We start from the raw sequence: 13,053 nt of genomic DNA, 5'->3' as shown, positions 1-13,053 counted from the left end.
AGCGAAGCCTGATTTATCCGTGGTTTTCGACAAAGATCACGGGTTGTTATCAGCTGACTGCCCGATTGTTATATGATAGAGCCTCTTTGGGGCTCTCGTGGGTGTTTCTTTACGAAACACCCTAACTGGGACACTAGCAGTGCTGGCGCCCGATGCGAAGAGCGACCGTGTCACACAGGGCGAGTAACCTCGATCTGTGCATCCCGTTCTCGTATACACCGCGTCGCGGATCGGCCTGTTTGTCGTGACACTCGGCGTCCTGCGGCTGCTTGGCCTGCAAAACGCGGTGCTACTGATCATCGTGTCTTTCTTGATCAGCGGCATCGCCAGCTACGTGTTGCTCTCGAAGCAGCGCGACGCCCTTAGCACTCGCATCAGCGACAAGATCGACCGGCCCAAGCCGCAGAGCGACTAGGGCAGGGGGAACATGCCAATCCGGGCATGGTACTCCCGTCCGAGTCTCGTTGTGTCGCTACCAACGAGTAGTCCGCCGCTGTACGCCAGAAATGCCTTGACCCCGATCCCGCGCTCCCTGCCAGGATTCCAAGTCAGGGCCATTCCGGTGAGTGGATGAATGGCGCCGATGCCCTCGCGGGGGACCGCTCCAGGCCCGGCCGAGTCGCGGCCCAGCGGATTGTTCAGCCATCGCTGGTGGCCGCCGACGTAGATCGCCGCGCCGGTCACCGCGACTGCGTAGAGTGAGTCTCCGCCGGTCTTGTTGACCCAGGTGGGCGTGATCCGCTCGCCCCTGCTGTACGTCTCGAACCTGGCCGTGCTGTCGCACAGCCGCTTCCCGCGCACCGGCCCGCCGGTGGTGACGACGGCGAAGTAGCTGCCGTCGGGCGCGAAGTCCAGGCCGCGTACGTAGGAGGGGAAGGCGTCCATGCAGGTGGGGACGTACGCCTCGGTACGCCAGTCGGCCACCTTGGCGCCGCCGCCGCGTACGTCGATCAGCCCCAGCTGCGGCCTCGACAGCCCGTCCAGCGTGGTGAAGTTGCCGTCGACCGCGAGCCGATCGGCGGTCAGGGCGAGCGCGTAGACCCGCAGCGTCGGCGTCAGCGGCGCCCCCGGCGTGATCGCGAACGCCGGGTCGGTCGCGCCGGTCGTCGCGTCGAGCCTGGCCAGCGCCGCGCGCGGCCTGGTGAAGTCGCCGCCCGCGTAGAGCTGCGCGCCGCGCCTGGCCAGCGTGGTCACCATCCCGCCGGAGACGCCGGGCCTGAAGTCCCGTACGGCCGAGCCGTCGAAGAGGTTGAGCCTGGCCAGCGCCCTGGTCGGCGCCCCGTTGACCGCGGGGAAGTCGCCGCCGACGTAGACCGTGCCGCCGTCGCCGGGGGCCAGGCTGTAGACCGGCCCGCCCACCTGCGGCGCGAAGTAACGCAGGATGTGCCCCGTCGCGAGGCTGTAGGCGAAGACGTTGTCCCGGGTGTAGGTGTGGGTCCGTGAGGCGTCGGCGACCTCGCTGAACGAGCCGCCGACGACGACCGTGCCGCCGACCAGGGTGATGGAGTTGACGATCCCGTCGAGCACGTGCGGAGTGGTGTCGACCGGGTCGGCCGAGACGACGCGCGAATGAGCGACCGGGGTCGTCGCGAGGATCGCCGCAAGGGCGACACGTACCAGCATTCGCAAACTTCTAGCAGACATTGGGTAATCGTGTGGCTACTTTCTGTTGATTGTCGCGATGGTCATAGGCTTGGGCCATGACGCGTGCTCAGCTGGACAAGCAGCCGGATCAGGTCGCCGCGATGTTCGATCGCACGGCCCGGCGCTACGACTTGGTCAACGATGTGATCTCCCTGGGGCAGGTGCGCTTCTGGCGCAAGGCGGTGGCCGCCGCCGTCGACGCCGGGCCCGGCGAGATCGTGCTCGACCTGGGGGCGGGCACCGGCACGTCCACCGACGCGTTCACCACGCTGGGCGCCCGCGCCATCGCCTCCGACTTCTCCCTCGGCATGCTGCGCACGGGGGTGCGCAGGCACGGCGGCAACGCGCTGAGCGGTAGCGGGATCCCCTTCATCGCGGGTGACGCGCTGCGGTTGCCGTTCGCCGATGACGCCTTCGACGCCGTGACGATCTCGGTGGCGCTACGCAACGTGCACGACACCTCGCAGGCGCTGCGGGAGATGCTGCGCGTGACGCGGCCGGGCGGGCGGCTGGTGATCCTGGAGTTCTCGCACGTGAAGGTCAACGCCTTCGACCTGGTCTACCGCGAATATCTGATGAAACTGCTGCCGCGGGTGGCCACGGTCTTCGGGTCCAATGACGACTCCTACGCCTATCTGGCCGAGTCGATCCGGGACTGGCCCGACCAGCCGACACTCGCGCGCACCATCCAGGAGGCCGGCTGGCAGCGGGTCGCCTGGCGCAATCTCACCATGGGCATCGTCGCGATCCACCGGGGATTCAAGCCCGCGTAAGTCCCGTGGTGAGCTCCCGTTGTAAGCCCGTTGTAAGCCCGTTCGGTGCCGCGCGATATGGCGAGATGCCATTAACGCCGTCAAGTCCGCGGTCTGGTCGGGGTTCCGTGTCCGGAGATATCGTTTATCGCAGGAATTATCCGTCGGGCGGGCCGGCCGAGGGCGGGTTCGGCAACGCGGCGCTGGACGAGGATGGTTCTGAACTAATTCCTGGCCGTACTGGTGTAGCGTTTCGCTTACGGAGCGTGACCGCACTGGTGTAACCCGCGTCACATTTCTCACGATAGGCTCGGATATAACCGTGACGCTACGAAGGAGTCTGCCCGGTGGGCCCGATGCTCTGCTTCACGCCCGATGAGTGGCGCGCCTTCATCGAGGGTGTGCGCCGCCGCGAGTTCGAGGTCTGATCTCCTCGTGGCGACGACGCAGGGCCCTTCGTCTCGGACGGAGGGCTTTCGTTTGTGCGAAGACCGGCCCCCGACTGCCACTTTGTCCAAGAAAAGAGTTAGACTGCGGGCCGACAAGTTTGTGAAGGGGTTCACAAAGGAACGAAGGCGCCACACCCCGAGGCCTTCGAGCGTGTAGGACAGGACAGTCCAGTGACCGAGCCACCAGCCACACAGGCTGACGCCGATGTCATCGTCGTCGGCGCCGGTCCCGCCGGTTCCGCAACCGCTTTTTACCTCGCTCAGGCCGGCCTCGACGTGCTGCTCCTGGAGAAGACCAGGTTCCCCCGGGAGAAGGTCTGCGGCGACGGGCTGACCCCCCGAGCGGTCAAGCAGCTGCTCAACATGGGCGTCGACATCGACGCGCCCGGCTGGATCAGGAACAAGGGCCTGCGGGTCGTGGGCGGCGGGCACCGCTTCGAGCTCGATTGGCCGCAGCTGGAGCGCTTCCCCGACTTCGGCCTCGTGCGCACCCGCAAGGACTTCGACCAGATCGTCGCCGCCAATGCCGTCAAGGCCGGGGCGCGGCTGATGGAGGGTGTGAACGTCACCGGTCCCGTCCTCGACGACCGCAGCGGGCACGTGGTCGGAGTGACGACCAAGGACGGGCCGACCTACCGCAGCCGTCTGGTGGTGGCCGCCGACGGCAACAGCACCCGGCTGGCCCTGGGGATGGGACTCCACAAGCGTGAGGACCGCCCGATGGGCGTGGCCGTACGCACCTACTTCGAGAGCCCGCGCCACGACGACGACTACCTGGAGACGTGGCTGGAGCTGTGGGACGAGAACACGCTGCTGCCCGGCTACGGCTGGGTGTTCGGCGTGGGCGACGGCACCGCGAACGTCGGACTGGGCCTGCTCAACACCAGCGACCAGTTCAAGAACATCGACTACCGCGACCTGCTCAAGCGGTGGTGCAAGGCGATGCCCGCCGAATGGGGCTTCACCGAGGAGAACATGCGGGGCCCGATCCGCGGCGCCGCGCTCCCGATGGCCTTCAACCGCCAGCCGCACTACACCCGCGGCCTCGTCCTCGTCGGTGACTCCGGCGGCGCGATCAACCCGTTCAACGGCGAGGGCATCGCCTACGCCATGGAGACCGGCGAGATCGCCGCCGAGACCATCGTCAAGGCGCTGCGCCAGACCACCCCCGCGCAACAGGAACGCATCCTGCGCACCTATCCTCAGGTGTTGAAGGACGCCTACGGCGGATATTTCACGCTTGGCAGGTGGTTCGTCCAGGCGATTGGGAAGCCGGGGGTCATGAGCTTCGGAACGCGGCATGGGTTGCCACACCCGAGGCTGATGCGCTTCGCGCTCAAACTCCTTGGTAATCTCACCGACCGGCGAGGGGATGCGTCGGACAAGATCATCAATGCACTCTCGAAGGTCGCGCCACCAGCATGAACCTCAGACTCACCCATAGATCAGGCTGCGCGCCCGCGCGCGTGGCGACTCCAGAGGAGGCGTAGCGATGGACCTTTACGTGCCCATCCTGGTGCTCGCCGTTCTCGCGGGGGGCTTCGCGATCTTCTCGGTCGCCATCGCTCCCTTCACCGGTCCCAAGCGCTGGAACCGCGCCAAGCTTGACGCCTACGAATGCGGCATCGAGCCGACGCCCCAGCCGGTCGGTGGCGGACGGTTCCCGCTGAAATACATGATCACCGCGATGCTCTTCATCGTGTTCGACATCGAGATCATTTTCCTTTACCCCTGGGCAGTCTCCTTCGCGCCGCTGAAGAACGACGCGGGCAGCGTGCTCTCCTCGGGCCTCGGGGTGTTCGCGCTTGTCGAGATGCTGCTGTTCATCGTCACCGTGCTCGTCGCCTACGCGTACGTGTGGCGCCGCAAGGGTCTGGACTGGGACTAGAAATGGGACTTGAAGAGAAACTCCCCAGCGGGTTCATCCTCAGCACGGTCGAACAGGCCGCCGGCTGGGCGCGCAAGAACTCCGTATGGCCGGCCACATTCGGCCTCGCCTGTTGCGCCATCGAGCTGATGGCCACCGGTGGCCCCCACTACGACCTGGCGCGCTTCGGCATGGAGCGCGCTTCGGCGTCTCCCCGGCAGGCCGACCTGATGATCGTCGCCGGCCGCGTGTCGCAGAAGATGGCTCCCGTCCTGCGGCAGATCTACGACCAGATGGCCGAGCCCAAGTGGGTCATCTCGATGGGCGTGTGCGCCTCGAGCGGCGGCATGTTCAACAACTACGCCATCGTGCAGGGCGTGGACCACATCGTCCCGGTCGACATCTACCTGCCCGGCTGCCCGCCGCGGCCGGAGATGCTGATCGACGCGATCGTGAAGCTGCACGACAAGATCCAGAACATGAAGTTCGGCGCCCACCGCGCCAAGCAGATCGACGAGCTCGAACTGCAGGCGTTGCGTACGCTGCCGCTGATCGACCAGGGGGCCGCGAAGTGACCTCGCCCGACAACCTCCCCGAGGTCCCCTCCGCCGAGGTCCCCGAGGTTCCGGCGGTCGCAGAGCCGCCCGTCGCCCGGCGCGGCATGTTCGGCACGACCGACTCGGGTGACACCTCCGGCTACGGCGGCCTCGTCGTACGGCGGGCCCCCCAGCTGTCCACGTCCCGCCCCTACGGCGGCTACTTCGACGAGCTGGTCGACACGCTGGCCCTCGACGACGCCATCGAGCGCGTGGTCGTGGACCGCGGCGAGCTCACCCTGCACGTGAAACGGGAGCGGCTCGTCGAGGTGTGCCAGAAGCTCCGCGACGACCCGGCCCTGCGCTTCGAGCTCTCGCTCGGCGTCTCCGGGGTGCACTACCCGCACCTGAAGGGTGAGGAGCTGCACGCGGTCATCCACCTCTGCTCGATCACCCACAACCGGCGCGTGCGCGTCGAGGTGAGCGCCCCCGACGAGGACCCGCACATCCCCTCGACCGTCGGCGTCTTCCCGGGCCACGACTGGCACGAGCGCGAGGCGTACGACTTCTTCGGGATCGTCTTCGACGGCCACCCCGGCCTGACCCGCATCATGATGCCGGACGACTGGGAAGGTCACCCGCAGCGCAAGGACTACCCGCTCGGCGGCATCCCGGTCGAATACCGCGGCGCCACGATCCCCGCGCCCGACCAGAGGAGGTCGTACGCGTGAGCGGCATCAAGCTGAGCGTAGATGAACGAATCGAGGTTCACTCGTGAGCACCGGATATGACGAGGCGACCGAGGGCAAGGTCTACTCGGTCACCGGCGCGGACTGGGACGAGGTCGTCAGCGGCGTCCGCGAGTCCGACGACGAGCGGCTGGTCATCAACATGGGCCCGCAGCACCCGTCCACGCACGGCGTGCTGAGGCTGGTCCTGACCCTCGACGGTGAGACGGTCACCGAGGCGCGCGGCGTCATCGGCTACCTGCACACCGGCATCGAGAAGAACCTCGAATACCGGACGTGGACGCAGGGCACCACGTTCGTCACCCGCATGGACTACCTCTCGCCGATCTTCAACGAGACCGCCTACTGCCTGGGCGTCGAGAAGCTGCTCGGCATCGAGGACCGCGTCCCGGACCGGGCGCAGGCCATCCGCGTGATGATGATGGAGCTCAACCGGATCTCCTCGCACCTGGTGGCGATGGGCACGTTCGGCATGGAGCTCGGCGCGACCACGCCCTTCCTGTTCGGCTACCGCGACCGCGAGCTGATCATGGACCTGTTCGAGTACATCACCGGGCTGCGCATGAACCACGCCTACGTCCGCCCCGGCGGCGTCAGCGTGGACCTGCCCGCCGGTGCGGTCGACAAGATCGGCGAGTTCCTCAAGATCATGCCACAGCGGATCAAGGACATCCGCAAGCTGCTCGACGAGAACCCGGTCTATCTGCGCCGCACCAAGGACGTGGGTTATCTCGACCTGACCGGCTGCATGGCCCTGGGCATCACCGGGCCGATCCTCCGCTCGGCCGGGCTGCCGTGGGACCTGCGCAAGTCGCAGCCCTACTGCGGCTACGAGACCTACGACTTCGAGGTGGCGACCGAGCGCGGCTGCGACGTGTTCTCCCGCTACCTGGTCCGGATGCGGGAGATGGAGGAGTCGCTCAAGATCGTCGAGCAGGCTCTCGACCGCATCGCCGGGCCGCTCAAGGGCGACCCCGTGATGATCGAGGACAAGAAGATCGGCTGGCCCGCGCAGCTCGCGCTGGGCCCCGACGGCTTCGGCAACTCGCCCGACCACATCGCGCACATCATGGGCAGCTCCATGGAAGCCCTCATCCACCACTTCAAGCTGGTGACCGAGGGATTCCGGGTGCCGGCCGGGCAGGCGTACGCCTCGATCGAGTCGCCCAAGGGCGAGCTCGGCGCGCACGTGGTGAGCGACGGCGGCACCCGCCCCTACCGCGTCCACTTCCGCGAGCCGTCCTTCTGCAACCTGCAGGGCTTCCCCGCCATGGCGGAGGGCGGCCAGGTCGCGGACGTGATCGCCGCGGTGGCATCTATCGACCCCGTCATGGGAGGTGTGGACCGGTGACTTACTCACCGGAAGTCCGGGAGCGTCTCGAACGAGACGCCAAGGAGATCATCGGACGCTATCCGAAGACGCGGTCGGCACTGCTGCCGCTGCTCCACCTCGTGCAGTCCGAAGACGGTCACGTCTCCGACGATGGGCAGGAGTTCTGCGCGGAGATGCTGGGCCTCAGCAAGGCCGAGGTCGTCGGTGTCGCGACGTTCTACACCATGTACAAGCGCAAGCCCGCCGGTGACTACCACGTTGGCGTCTGCATCAACGCGCTCTGCGCCGTCATGGGCGGCGACCAGATCTGGGAAGAGCTGTCGGAGCACACTGGCGTCGGCCACGAGGAGACCACCGCCGACGGCAAGGTCTCGCTGGAGCGCCTCGAGTGCAACGCGGCCTGCGACTTCGCCCCGGTCATGATGGTCAACTGGGAGTTCTTCGACAACCAGACGCCCGAGTCGGCCAAGCAGCTCGTCGACGACCTGCGCGACGGCAAGGACGTCCGGCCGACCCGAGGGCCGAAGAAGCTCTGCACCTTTAAGGAGGCCTCGCGGGTGCTCGCGGGCCTGCCCGACGACCTGGCGGGCGACGGCCCGTCGGCGGCGGGCCCCTCGCTGGAGGGCCTCAAGGTCGCCAAGGCCAACGGATGGAAGGCCCCAGAGGCATGAGCACGACTCTCACCCCGGTCCTGACCGCGAACTGGGACCAGGCCAACTCCTTCACCCTCGCCGGCTACGGCGAGTATGAGGCGGCCAAGAAGGCGCTGGGGATGGACCCCGACGCGGTCATCCAGGCCGTCAAGGACTCGGGCCTGCGCGGCCGCGGCGGCGCGGGCTTCCCGACCGGCATGAAGTGGGGCTTCATCCCCCAGGGTGACGGCAAGCCGCACTATCTCGTCGTCAACGCCGACGAGTCGGAGCCGGGCACCTGCAAGGACATCCCGCTGATGATGGCCAACCCGCACTCGCTGGTCGAGGGCGTCATCATCACCGCCTACGCGATCCGGGCCAACCACGCCTTCATCTACGTGCGTGGCGAGGTGCTGCACGTCATCCGGCGGCTGCACGCGGCCGTGCGCGAGGCGTACGAGAAGGGCTATCTCGGCACCGACATCCTCGGCTCCGGCTACGACCTCGAACTCGTCGTGCACAGCGGCGCCGGGGCGTACATCTGTGGCGAGGAGACGGCGCTGCTCGACTCGCTCGAAGGCTTCAGAGGTCAACCGCGGCTCAAGCCCCCGTTCCCGGCCGTGGCGGGCCTGTATGCCTCGCCTACTGTTGTGAACAACGTGGAGTCTGTGGCCAGTGTTCCCTCAATTGTGACCAACGGTGCCGACTGGTTCGCCGGGATGGGCACCGAGAAGTCCAAAGGCTTCGGCATCTTCTCGCTGAGCGGCCACGTCACCCGGCCCGGCCAGTACGAGGCGCCGCTCGGCATCACGCTGCGCGAGCTGCTCGACATGGCCGGCGGGATCCGTGAGGGTCACGAGATCAAATTCTGGACCCCGGGCGGCTCGTCCACGCCGATCTTCACCGACGAGCACCTGGACGTGCCGCTCGACTTCGAGTCGGTCGGCGCCAAGGGCTCCATGCTCGGCACCCGCGCGCTGCAGATCTTCGACGAGACGACCTGCGTGGTCCGTACGGTGCTGCGCTGGACGGAGTTCTACGCCCACGAGTCGTGCGGCAAGTGCACGCCGTGCCGCGAGGGCACCTACTGGCTCAAGCAGGTGCTCAAGCGCCTGGAGAAGGGCCAGGGCACCGAGGAGGACCTGTCCACGATCACCGACATCGCGGACAACATCCTGGGCCGCTCGTTCTGCGCGCTCGGTGACGGCGCGACGAGCCCGATCCACTCCTCGGTGAAGTACTTCCGCGACGAGTACCTCAAGCACTTCGAGGTCGGCGGCTGCCCGTTCGACGCGAAGAAGTCGACTCTCTGGGGTGACCAGTGACAACAACCGCCGTAGAGACCAACCTGGTGACCCTCAGCATCGACGGGTTCCAGGTCAGCGTCCCGAAGGGCACCCTGATCATCAGGGCGGCAGAGCTGCTGGGCATCCAGATCCCGCGCTTCTGCGACCACCCGCTGCTCGACCCGGCGGCCAACTGCCGCCAGTGCCTGGTCGACATCCCCGACGCCGGTAACGGCCGCGGCTTCCCCAAGCCGCAGCCGTCCTGCGCGATCGAGGTCGCCGAGGGCATGGTGGTGCAGACCCAGCTCACCTCGCCGGTCGCCGAGAAGGCGCAGCGCGGGGCCATGGAGCTGCTGCTCATGAACCACCCGCTGGACTGCCCGGTCTGCGACAAGGGCGGCGAGTGCCCCCTGCAGAACCAGGCGATGTCCAACGGCCAGGGCGAGTCCCGGTTCCAGGAGCAGAAGCGGACCTTCCCCAAGCCGCTGCCGCTGTCCTCGCAGGTGCTGCTCGACCGTGAGCGCTGCGTCCAGTGCGCCCGCTGCATCCGCTTCTCCGACCAGATCGCCGGCGACCCGTTCATCGACTTCTTCGAGCGCGGGGCCAAGGAGCAGGTGGGTGTCGCCGACGGCAAGCCGTTCGACTCCTACTTCTCCGGCAACACGGTGCAGATCTGCCCGGTCGGCGCGCTGACCGGCGCCGCCTACCGGTTCCGGGCCAGGCCCTTCGACCTGGTCTCCACGCCGAGCGCGTGCGAGCACTGCGCCTCCGGCTGCAGCCTGCGCACCGACCACCGGCGCGGCCGGGTCACCCGCCGCCTGGCCGGCAACGACCCGCAGGTCAACGAGGAGTGGAACTGCGACAAGGGCCGCTGGGCGTTCTCCTACGCCACGCAGCCCGACCGGCTCAAGACGCCGCTGGTACGCAACGAGGACGGCGTGCTCGAACCCGCCTCGTGGCCCGAGGCGCTCAGCGTCGCGGCCCGCGGCCTGGCCGCCGCGCGCGGCAGGGCCGGGGTGCTGGTCGGCGGCCGGGCCACGGTCGAGGACGCCTACGCCTACGCCAAGTTCACCCGGCTGGCCCTCGGCAGCAACGACATCGATTTCCGCGCCAGGCCGCACTCCGCCGAGGAGGCGCAGTTCCTGGCCCACGCCGTGGCCGGCAGGGGCATCGAGGTTTCCTACAGTGACCTCGAGAGCGCCCCTGCCGTGCTGCTCGTCGGGTTCGAGCCCGAGGACGAGTCGCCGATCGTCTTCCTGCGCCTGCGCAAGGCGTGGATGAAGAAGAAGCTCAAGGTCACGGCGATCGCCCCGTTCGCCACCAACGGCCTGGCCAAGATGGGCGGCACGCTCATCCGCACCGCGCCGGGCGCGGAGGCCGACGCGATCGGCGAGCTGGTCGGCTCGCTCGCCGAGGGCACGATCGTGCTGGCCGGTGAGCGGCTCGCCACTGTTCCGGGCGCTCTGTCCGCCCTCGTACGCCTCAGCACCGCCTCCGGTGCCAAGCTCGCCTGGGTCCCACGCAGGGCCGGCGAGCGGGGCGCCATCGAGGCGGGCGCGCTGCCCAACCTGCTGCCCATCGGCCGTCCGGTCGGCGACGAGATCGCCAGGGCCGAGGTCGCCAGGGCGTGGAACGTCGGCTCGCTGCCCGACGCGCCGGGACGCGACACCACGGGCATGCTCCTCGCGGCACTGGAGGGCAAGCTCGACGCGCTGGTCGTGGCCGGTGTCGACCCCTACGACCTGGCCGACCCGGCCGCGGCCCTGGCCGCGCTGGAGAACACCCCGTTCATCGTCAGCCTGGAGATCCGCGCCAGCGCGGTCACCGACCGGGCCGACGTGGTCCTGCCGGTCGCCGCCGTGCAGGAGAAGGGCGGCACGTTCGTCAACTGGGAAGGCAGGGGCCGCTCCTTCGGGGCCCCGCTCAAGGTGCCCGGCCTGCAGAGCGACCTGGCCGTGATCAGCAACCTGGCCGACCGGATGGACGTCCACCTGGGCCTGCCCGACGCCGCGGCCGCCCGCCGCGAGCTGACCGCGATGGGCTCCTGGCGCGGCACCCGCGTCGCCGCCCCCAGCACCGCCACCCGCGCGCAGCTCGCGCCGCGGACCGGCGAGGCGCTGCTGGCCAGCTGGCACCTGCTGCTCGACGACGGCCGCCTGCAGGACGGCGAGCCGTACCTCGCGGGCACCGCCCGGCCGGCCGAAGCGCTGGTCTCGGAGGCCACCGCGGCGGAGATCGGCGTCGTCGACGGCGACAAGCTGGTCGTCGGCGGTCAAGGACCCAACGCGGTCACGTTGCCGGTGCGCGTCGCCGACCTGCCGGACCGGGTGGTCTGGGTGCCGGCGAACTCCGGCGGCTGCTCGGTCACGCGCGATCTCGGTGCGGCGACCGGCGACATCGTCACGATCGGGAGCGCCTCATGATCCCTGTTCTCCTGACTGATCCGACTCTTGCCGACTTCGGCAAGGATCCGCTCTGGATCACCATCATCAAGGCAGTGATGCTGTTCGCCTTCCTGATGCTCTGCATCCTGTTCGGCGTCTGGTTCGAACGGAAGCTGATCTCCAGGATGCAGAACCGCTTCGGCCCCAACCGGGCGGGCAAGTTCGGCCTGCTCCAGTCGGTGGCCGACGGCATCAAGATGGGCCTGAAGGAAGACCTCTTCCCGCGGACCGTCGACAAGCTGCTCTACCTGATGGCCCCGGTCATCATGGTGATCCCGGCCTTCCTGGCCTTCTCGATCACCCCGTTCGGGCCGATGGTCAACCTGTTCGGCGTGCGGACGCCGCTGCAGCTGGTCGACCTGCCGGTGGCCGTGCTGTTCATGCTGGCCATGGGTGCCATCTCGGTCTACGGCGTGGTGCTGGCCGGCTGGTCGTCGCGCTCGCCGTACGCGCTGCTGGGCGGGCTCCGGTCGGCGGCGCAGGTGGTCTCGTACGAGATCGCGATGGGTCTGTCGTTCGTCGGCGTGTTCCTGTTCGCGGGGACGCTGTCGACGTCGGAGATCGTCAAGTCGCAGGCGACCGGCGGCGAGCTGTGGGGCATGTCGATGCCCTCCTGGTACGTCGTCCTGCTGCTGCCGTCGTTCCTGATCTACGTGTTCTGCGCCTTCGGTGAGGCCGCGCGTATCCCGTTCGACCTGCCCGAGGGCGAGGGCGAGCTGGTCGGCGGCTTCCAGACCGAGTACTCCTCGTCGCTGAAGTTCGCGCTGATCATGATGGGCGAATACCTGCACACCTTCGTCGCCTCGGCGATGGCCATCACGCTGTTCCTCGGCGGCTGGCGGGCTCCGTTCCCGATCACGTGGTTCTGGGCCGGCGCGAACGAGGGCTGGTGGCCGCTGCTGTGGTTCTTCGTCAAGTTCGTGCTGGTCTTCTGCTTCGTGGTCTGGGTGCGGGCCTCGCTGCCGCGCGTCCGCTACGACCAGCTCATGTCGCTGGGGTGGAAGGTTCTCATCCCGGTCAACCTGGCGTGGATCATGCTGGTCGCCACGATCCGGACCGTCATGTACGTCAAGAACGGCGAAGCCGGCTTCCAGGGCAGCCTGGCACCCGTCATGGTGGTCGCGGTGGTCGTCATCGTCGGCGCGCTCGCCATCTGGGCCCGGTTCGACACAGTGAACCAGCGCCGCAAGGAAGCGAAGAAGGCGGAGGTCGAGGCGGAGTTCGAGGAGCTGTCCAACGAGCCAACGGCCGGTGGCTTCCCTGTGCCGCCGCTCGACCTGCCGCACTACCACGGGGTGCAGCACAAGGAGATTCCCAGTGGGACTAACTGATTGGCTGAACCCCGTCAAGGGCTTCGGGGT

At 68.0% G+C, this 13,053-nt stretch carries 13 protein-coding genes; 12 read left to right on the top strand and 1 reads right to left on the bottom strand.

The window, feature by feature from the left end; all coding sequences use genetic code 11:
• The first annotated feature begins 196 nt into the window (after nucleotides 1-196).
• Entirely contained in the window at nucleotides 197-415 is a 219-nt protein-coding gene (locus ACQP2T_RS58730; protein WP_433513350.1) for a DUF4229 domain-containing protein, read from the top strand.
• Here ACQP2T_RS58730 and ACQP2T_RS58725 read toward each other — a convergent pair.
• On the bottom strand, nucleotides 412-1,623 hold the full coding sequence (locus tag ACQP2T_RS58725) for a hypothetical protein (RefSeq protein WP_433513349.1): 1,212 nt from the start codon (nucleotides 1,621-1,623) through the stop codon (nucleotides 412-414). The genes ACQP2T_RS58730 and ACQP2T_RS58725 overlap by 4 nt on opposite strands.
• 77 nt (nucleotides 1,624-1,700) lie before the next feature.
• On the opposite strand from ACQP2T_RS58725, the gene ACQP2T_RS58720 reads away from it, so the two are divergent.
• The 11 genes from ACQP2T_RS58720 to nuoH all read left to right on the top strand — a co-directional run bounded on the left by ACQP2T_RS58720 (nucleotide 1,701) and on the right by nuoH (nucleotide 13,023).
• Entirely contained in the window at nucleotides 1,701-2,417 is a 717-nt protein-coding gene (locus ACQP2T_RS58720) for a demethylmenaquinone methyltransferase (RefSeq protein WP_433513348.1), read from the top strand.
• A 335-nt stretch (nucleotides 2,418-2,752) separates the two neighbouring features.
• Nucleotides 2,753-2,824 carry a DUF397 domain-containing protein gene (locus tag ACQP2T_RS58715; protein WP_225299102.1) on the top strand — a complete coding sequence of 24 codons (72 nt, stop codon included), beginning with the start codon at nucleotides 2,753-2,755 and terminating at the stop codon, nucleotides 2,822-2,824.
• Between the two features lie 192 nt (nucleotides 2,825-3,016).
• Nucleotides 3,017-4,270, top strand: coding sequence for a geranylgeranyl reductase family protein (locus ACQP2T_RS58710; RefSeq protein ID WP_433513347.1), 1,254 nt, complete (start codon nucleotides 3,017-3,019; stop codon nucleotides 4,268-4,270).
• Between the two features lie 67 nt (nucleotides 4,271-4,337).
• Nucleotides 4,338-4,733 (top strand): NADH-quinone oxidoreductase subunit A, encoded by a 396-nt coding sequence (locus tag ACQP2T_RS58705; RefSeq protein WP_214640645.1) that lies wholly within the window; start codon nucleotides 4,338-4,340, stop codon nucleotides 4,731-4,733.
• A gap of 2 nt (nucleotides 4,734-4,735) precedes the next feature.
• Nucleotides 4,736-5,287, top strand: a complete 552-nt coding sequence (locus tag ACQP2T_RS58700; RefSeq protein ID WP_219529166.1) for a NuoB/complex I 20 kDa subunit family protein — start codon at nucleotides 4,736-4,738, stop codon at nucleotides 5,285-5,287.
• On the top strand, nucleotides 5,284-5,979 hold the full coding sequence (locus ACQP2T_RS58695) for an NADH-quinone oxidoreductase subunit C (RefSeq protein ID WP_433513346.1): 696 nt from the start codon (nucleotides 5,284-5,286) through the stop codon (nucleotides 5,977-5,979). Before ACQP2T_RS58700 ends, ACQP2T_RS58695 begins: the two co-directional genes overlap by 4 nt.
• Before the next feature lie 43 nt (nucleotides 5,980-6,022).
• The gene (locus ACQP2T_RS58690; protein ID WP_357954683.1) at nucleotides 6,023-7,348 is read left to right on the top strand and encodes an NADH-quinone oxidoreductase subunit D; all 1,326 of its coding nucleotides are present in this window, start codon (nucleotides 6,023-6,025) and stop codon (nucleotides 7,346-7,348) included.
• Entirely contained in the window at nucleotides 7,345-8,001 is a 657-nt protein-coding gene (nuoE, locus tag ACQP2T_RS58685; RefSeq protein ID WP_357954685.1) for an NADH-quinone oxidoreductase subunit NuoE, read from the top strand. Before ACQP2T_RS58690 ends, nuoE begins: the two co-directional genes overlap by 4 nt.
• On the top strand, nucleotides 7,998-9,287 hold the full coding sequence (nuoF, locus tag ACQP2T_RS58680) for an NADH-quinone oxidoreductase subunit NuoF (RefSeq protein ID WP_219529170.1): 1,290 nt from the start codon (nucleotides 7,998-8,000) through the stop codon (nucleotides 9,285-9,287). The genes nuoE and nuoF overlap by 4 nt, the downstream gene beginning before the upstream one ends.
• Nucleotides 9,284-11,671, top strand: a complete 2,388-nt coding sequence (locus ACQP2T_RS58675; protein WP_433513345.1) for an NADH-quinone oxidoreductase subunit G — start codon at nucleotides 9,284-9,286, stop codon at nucleotides 11,669-11,671. The genes nuoF and ACQP2T_RS58675 overlap by 4 nt, the downstream gene beginning before the upstream one ends.
• Nucleotides 11,668-13,023, top strand: coding sequence for an NADH-quinone oxidoreductase subunit NuoH (gene nuoH / locus ACQP2T_RS58670; protein WP_357954689.1), 1,356 nt, complete (start codon nucleotides 11,668-11,670; stop codon nucleotides 13,021-13,023). The genes ACQP2T_RS58675 and nuoH overlap by 4 nt, the downstream gene beginning before the upstream one ends.
• Nucleotides 13,024-13,053 lie beyond the last annotated feature (30 nt).

This window comes from Nonomuraea sp. CA-143628, from assembly GCF_050942315.1.
Lineage (GTDB): Bacteria > Actinomycetota > Actinomycetes > Streptosporangiales > Streptosporangiaceae > Nonomuraea.
The sequence above is the reverse complement of the archived record's forward strand: the minus strand, read 5'-3'. Positions and strand labels throughout refer to the sequence as shown.

Excerpts from the sequence above, each read along its gene's own strand:
- ACQP2T_RS58725 (WP_433513349.1), bottom strand. The coding sequence starts at position 1,623 with ATGCTGGTACGTGTCGCCCTTGCGGCGATCCTCGCGACGACCCCGGTC.
- ACQP2T_RS58720 (WP_433513348.1), top strand. The coding sequence starts at position 1,701 with ATGACGCGTGCTCAGCTGGACAAGCAGCCGGATCAGGTCGCCGCGATG.
- ACQP2T_RS58705 (WP_214640645.1), top strand. The coding sequence starts at position 4,338 with ATGGACCTTTACGTGCCCATCCTGGTGCTCGCCGTTCTCGCGGGGGGC.
- ACQP2T_RS58700 (WP_219529166.1), top strand. The coding sequence starts at position 4,736 with ATGGGACTTGAAGAGAAACTCCCCAGCGGGTTCATCCTCAGCACGGTC.
- nuoF (WP_219529170.1), top strand. The coding sequence starts at position 7,998 with ATGAGCACGACTCTCACCCCGGTCCTGACCGCGAACTGGGACCAGGCC.
- nuoH (WP_357954689.1), top strand. The coding sequence starts at position 11,668 with ATGATCCCTGTTCTCCTGACTGATCCGACTCTTGCCGACTTCGGCAAG.